The following is a 5,228-nucleotide window of genomic DNA, read 5'->3' on the forward strand; positions in this document are numbered from 1 at the left end:
CGCGCCTCCCGTCCGTCGCCACGCACGCGCGCGACGGCAGCCCACCCGACTACGCCGCCGGCGTCTCCGCCGGCGCCTTCGACGCCCCGTACACGGCCGTCAGGATGCTCTCCACCCACTGGATGAGCGCAGCGTCCGGCAGGGTCTCACCGTGCGGCTTCGGCAGTGGGACGCTCGCCGCGTCCTGCTGCGGGAACCACCGGGCTCCAGGGAACATCCGCTTGAGCCGCACCTGCGCCGAGTCGGCGAGCTCCTTGCCCGCGACGCGCAGGTTCGACCCCATGACGACGACGTCGGAGAGTCCGACCTGCTGCGCCATCCGGCGGAGGCGCGAGACCTCGACCAGGGTGAGCACGGCCTGCGGCGGCTGGCCGTACCGGTCGGTGAGCTCGTCGAGGACCATGTCGATGCCCTCGGCCTGCGCCGCGGGGGCGGAGGCGGCGGAGAGCTTCTGGTACGCCTCGAGCCGGAGCCGCTCGGACTCGACGTAGTCGTCCGGGATGTGCGCGTCGACGGGGATCTCGAGCCGGAGCTCGGTCTGCCCCTCGGCGACGTCCCCGCGGAACTGCGAGACGGCCTCGCCGATCATGCGCAGGTAGAGGTCGAACCCGACGCCCGCGATGTGGCCGGACTGCTCCCCGCCGAGCAGGTTGCCCGCCCCGCGGAGTTCGAGGTCCTTCATGGCGACCTGCATGCCCGCGCCGAGCTCGTTGTTCGCGGCGATGGTCTCGAGGCGGTCCTGCGCGGTCTCGGACAGGGGCTTCTCGGCGTCGTAGAGGAAGTACGCGTACCCGCGCTCACGCCCTCGGCCGACACGACCACGCAGCTGGTGCAGCTGCGACAGCCCGTACTTGTCCGCCTTGTCGATGATGAGCGTGTTCGCGTTCGCGATGTCGAGGCCGGTCTCGATGATGGTGGTCGAGACGAGGACGTCGAACCGGCGCTCCCAGAAGTCGACCATCACCTGCTCGAGCGTCGACTCGGACATCTGGCCGTGCGCGACGGCGATGCGGGCGTCGGGGACGATCTCGGCGAGGTGCGCGGCGACGGACTGGATGTCCTTCACGCGGTTGTGCACGTAGAACACCTGCCCTTCGCGCAGGAGCTCACGGCGGATGGCGGCGGCGACCTGCAGGTCGGACTGCGGCCCGACGAAGGTGAGGATCGGGTGGCGGTCCTCGGGCGGGGTCGCGAGGGTGGACATCTCGCGGATGCCGGTGACCGCCATCTCGAGCGAGCGCGGGATCGGCGTCGCGGACATCGCCAGGACGTCGACGTTCGTCTTGAGCTTCTTGAGCTGGTCCTTGTGCTCGACGCCGAACCGCTGTTCCTCGTCGATGATGACCAGGCCGACGTCCTTGAACTGGATGCCCTGCGACAGGATCCGGTGGGTGCCGATGACGATGTCGACCGTGCCGTCGGCGAGGCCCGCGATGGTCTCCTTCGACTCCTTCTCGGTCTGGAACCGGCTGAGGGCGCGCAGGTGCACGGGGAAGCCGGCGAAGCGCTCCTGGAAGGTCTCCATGTGCTGGCGCACGAGCAGCGTCGTGGGGACGAGCACGGCGACCTGCTTGCCGTCCTGCACGGCCTTGAACGCGGCACGGATCGCGACCTCGGTCTTGCCGTAGCCGACGTCGCCGGAGAGCAGACGGTCCATCGGGATCGGCCGCTCCATGTCGCGCTTGATCTCGTCGATGGTGGTGAGCTGGTCGGCCGTCTCGGCGAACGGGAACGCCTCTTCCAGCTCGCGCTGCCACGGGGTGTCCGGGCCGAACGCGTGCCCCTTCGACGCCATCCGCGCGGAGTAGAGCTTCACGAGGTCGACGGCGATGTCGCGGACGGCCTTGCGCGCCTTCGACTTCGCCGAGGCCCAGTCCGAGCCGCCCATCTTCGACAGGGTCGGGGACTCGCCGCCGACGTACCGCGAGAGCTGGTCGAGCTGGTCGGTCGGCACGAAGAGCTTGTCGCCCGGGTACCCGCGCTTCGACGGCGCGTACTCGAGCACGAGGTACTCGCGCTGGGTCTTCACCGCGTTGCGGCCGCCGGAGCTCACCTCGCGCGAGACGAGCTCGACGAACTTGCCGATGCCGTGCGTGGCGTGCACGACGACGTCGCCGGGCTTGAGCTGCAGCGGGTCGACGACGTTCTTGCGCCGGCTCGCGAGCTTCTTGACGGTGCGCGCGCCCTGCTGGACGCTGCGGCCGTAGAACTCGGCCTCGCTGAGGACCGCGATGCGCGGATCCGGGGTGGCGAAGCCGTGCTCGACGGTGGCGGTCGTGACGACGGCGACGCCGGGCTCGGGAGGCGCGGTGACGGTTTCGGCACGGGAGGCGACCCCCGCGTCTGCGAGCACCTGCACCGCCCGTTCGACCAGCCCCTGGCCCTGGGCGGTCACCACGACGGCCCACCCGTCGTCGGTGAGCTGCTTCACGTGCGCGATCGCGCCGTCCGCGCTGCCGGCGAAGCTCGGGATCGCCTCGGCCCGGACGCGGATGTAGTCGCCCGCCTCGGCCACGGCTTCGGCGTCGGTGAGCACACGCTCGGCGTCGCCCTCGTCCAGCCCGGAGTCGAATGGGGAGACCGTCCACCAGGTGCGCTGCCCACGACCGTTCTTGAGCTGCTGGACGGTGAGGAAGTTGCCGGCGTCGAGGTCGATCGGCGCCTGCGCACCGGCGACCGCGGCGCTCCACGCGGCCTGCAGGAACTCGGTGTTCGTCTCGGCGAGGCTGTGCGCGCGGCCGCTGACCCGTTCGGGCGAGAACACCGCGATGACCGCGTCGTCCGGCAGGTAGTTCGTGACCGGCACGAGGTCCTGCACGAGCGCGGGGGCGAGGGACTCCATGCCCTCGACCGGGATCCCCTCGGCGATCTTCGCGAGCATCTGGGAGAGGTTCGGGAACTCGTGCAGCATCTCGCGCGCCCGCTGCCGGACGTCGTCGCTCAGCAGGAGTTCGCGCGAGGCCGTGAGCTCGACGGAGCCGAGGTCGTCGTCGGTGGTGCGCTGGTCGGCGACGGAGAAGGCCTTGATCGCCTCGATCTCGTCGCCGAAGAAGTCGACGCGGACCGGGTGGTCGGCCGTCGGCGGGAAGACGTCGAGGATGCCGCCGCGCACGGCGAACTCACCGCGGCGGGTGACGAGGTCGACCCGGGCGTACGCCATGTCCACGAGCTGCCCGGCGATGGTGCCGAGGTCGTTGCCGCGGGACTCGGTGCGGAGGGCGATCGGCGCGAGGGAGGTGAGGTTGCCCGCGATCGGCTGCAGCGCCGCCCGGACGCTCGCCACCACCACGGTCGTGCGGCGCTCGGCCACGGGGGCGTCTTGCCACGCGGCGAGCTTCCGGAGGGTCGCGATACGTGTGCCGACGGTCTGCGCGCTCGGGCTGAGCCGTTCGTGCGGCAGGGTCTCCCACGCGGGGAACTCGAGGACCTCTGTATCGGGGAGGTAGCTGCCGACCGATGCGCGGACGGCCTCGGCCTCTCGCCCGGTGGCCGTGATCACGAAGACGCACTGCGGCCCGGTGCGTTCGGCCAGCAGGGCGCCGAGCAGCGGCACGCGCAGACCGTCGACGACCGAGAAGTCGGCGTCACGGGGAGCGGCACGGAGGACGCGATCGAACGCGGAGGCGCGCGAGAGCGCAGGGATGATGCCCGAGATCGTCACTCAGGAGATGGTACCGGCCACCACTGACACCGGCCGCTGTGTGCGCGACCGGCGAACGCACGGCACCGGGCAGCGCCGCTCAGGACGGGGCGTGCACGCGCTGCTGTGCGGCGAGGAGCCCGAGGTCCGCGATCGCCTCGACCGCGTCCGCGCCGTCCGCCAGCAGGTTCGGCAGCGTCTTCTTCTCGGTCGGCGAGAAGTCGCGCAGCACGTAGTCGGCCGGGTCCTGGCGCCCGGGGGGTCGGCCGATGCCGATCCGCACGCGGGTGAACTCGTTGGTCCCCGTGGCCTTGATGATGTCGCGCAGGCCGTTGTGCCCGCCGTGCCCGCCGCTGCCCTTCAGGCGGACGGTGTCGAACGGCAGGTCCAGCTCGTCGTGCACGACGACGAGGTCGGCCGGGGTGGCGCTGTAGAACCCGAGCACGCTCGAGACCGGGCCACCCGAGGTGTTCATGAACGACCCGGGCTTGGCGAGCACCAGGCGGGGTCCCCCGGGAACCAGGCGCCCCTCGGCGACCTGGTTCGGGGTCTTGTGCTTCTTGAACGTCGCCCCCATGCGGGCGGCGAGTTCGTCGAGGACCATCTGGCCGACGTTGTGACGGTTGCCCGCGTAGCCGGGCCCGGGGTTCCCGAGCCCGACCACGACGAGCGTCTTGCCTGTCATCAGCGTCGGCCAGATGTCCGCGAAGGGGTGTTACTCGCCGTCGACCGGGGCGGAGCCGCCCTCGGCACCGGCCTCGGCGCCCGCCTCGGCAGCGGCCTCGTCGGCGGCGTCGTCGTCCGCGGTGCCACGCGGGGTGACGATCGCGACGACGAGTGCCTCGGCATCGGTCTCGAGCTCGGCGCCCTCGGGGAGCTGGAGCTGCGAGGCGTGGATCTGCGTGCCGTCCTCGAGGCCCTCGACGTCGACGACGACGTGCTCGGGGATCGACGTGGCGAGCACCAGGAGCGAGACCGTGTTGAGGTCCTGCACGTGGATGGTGCCGGAGAAGGACTCGCCCTCGACGACGACGGGCACGTCGACCGTGACCTTCTCGCCGCGGCGCAGGACCACGAGGTCGATGTGCTCGATGATCTGGCGCACCGGGTCACGCTGGACGTCCTTGACGAGGGCGAGCTGGGCCGCACCCTCGATGTCGAGGTCGACGACCGCGTTGGCGGTGCGGACGAGCAGCATGGTCTCGTGGCCGGGCAGCGTGATGTGCTTCGGCTCGGTGCCGTGGCCGTAGACGACCGCGGGGATCTTGTCGGCGGCACGGAGCTTGCGAGCAGCGCCCTTGCCGAACTTGGTGCGGACTTCCGCTGCGAGCTTGGTGTAGTCGGCCATGGTGTCTCCTGGTCTCGGGGACGACACCGGGGTGCCGGCATCGTGGGGGTCTGTGGTGTTGCAACTCGAACGCGTGCACGCGTGAGGAACGTTCCCAAGCTGGGCCGGGTCTCCCACCGCGTCGATCACGGCCGCGCATGCGCGGCCCTCGCCGAAGTCAGTCACCGAGTCTAGCAGGACCGATCCGGGCGTGTCGCACCGTGCCCTGGACGTCGGTACAGGCGGCCTGGAGGCGCGGTG

General features: G+C 71.1%; 3 protein-coding genes. All 3 read right to left on the reverse strand.

Annotation, left to right across the window (positions count from 1 at the left end):
* Positions 1-49: 49 nt before the first annotated feature.
* The gene (gene mfd / locus BIV03_RS15775; protein ID WP_071296382.1) at positions 50-3,661 is read right to left on the reverse strand and encodes a transcription-repair coupling factor; all 3,612 of its coding nucleotides are present in this window, start codon (positions 3,659-3,661) and stop codon (positions 50-52) included.
* A gap of 79 nt (positions 3,662-3,740) precedes the next feature.
* Entirely contained in the window at positions 3,741-4,325 is a 585-nt protein-coding gene (gene pth / locus BIV03_RS15780) for an aminoacyl-tRNA hydrolase (protein ID WP_070416779.1), read from the reverse strand.
* A gap of 30 nt (positions 4,326-4,355) precedes the next feature.
* Complete coding sequence (locus BIV03_RS15785) at positions 4,356-4,988, reverse strand: 50S ribosomal protein L25/general stress protein Ctc (RefSeq protein ID WP_070416780.1); 633 nt, start codon at positions 4,986-4,988, stop codon at positions 4,356-4,358.
* Positions 4,989-5,228: the final 240 nt, after the last annotated feature.

This window comes from Curtobacterium sp. MCBA15_016, from assembly GCF_001865105.1.
GTDB lineage: Bacteria > Actinomycetota > Actinomycetes > Actinomycetales > Microbacteriaceae > Curtobacterium.

What these genes read in the sequence shown, in the direction of transcription:
- pth (WP_070416779.1), bottom strand. Translation starts at nt 4,325, where the DNA reads ATGACAGGCAAGACGCTCGTCGTGGTCGGGCTCGGGAACCCCGGGCCC.
- BIV03_RS15785 (WP_070416780.1), bottom strand. Translation starts at nt 4,988, where the DNA reads ATGGCCGACTACACCAAGCTCGCAGCGGAAGTCCGCACCAAGTTCGGC.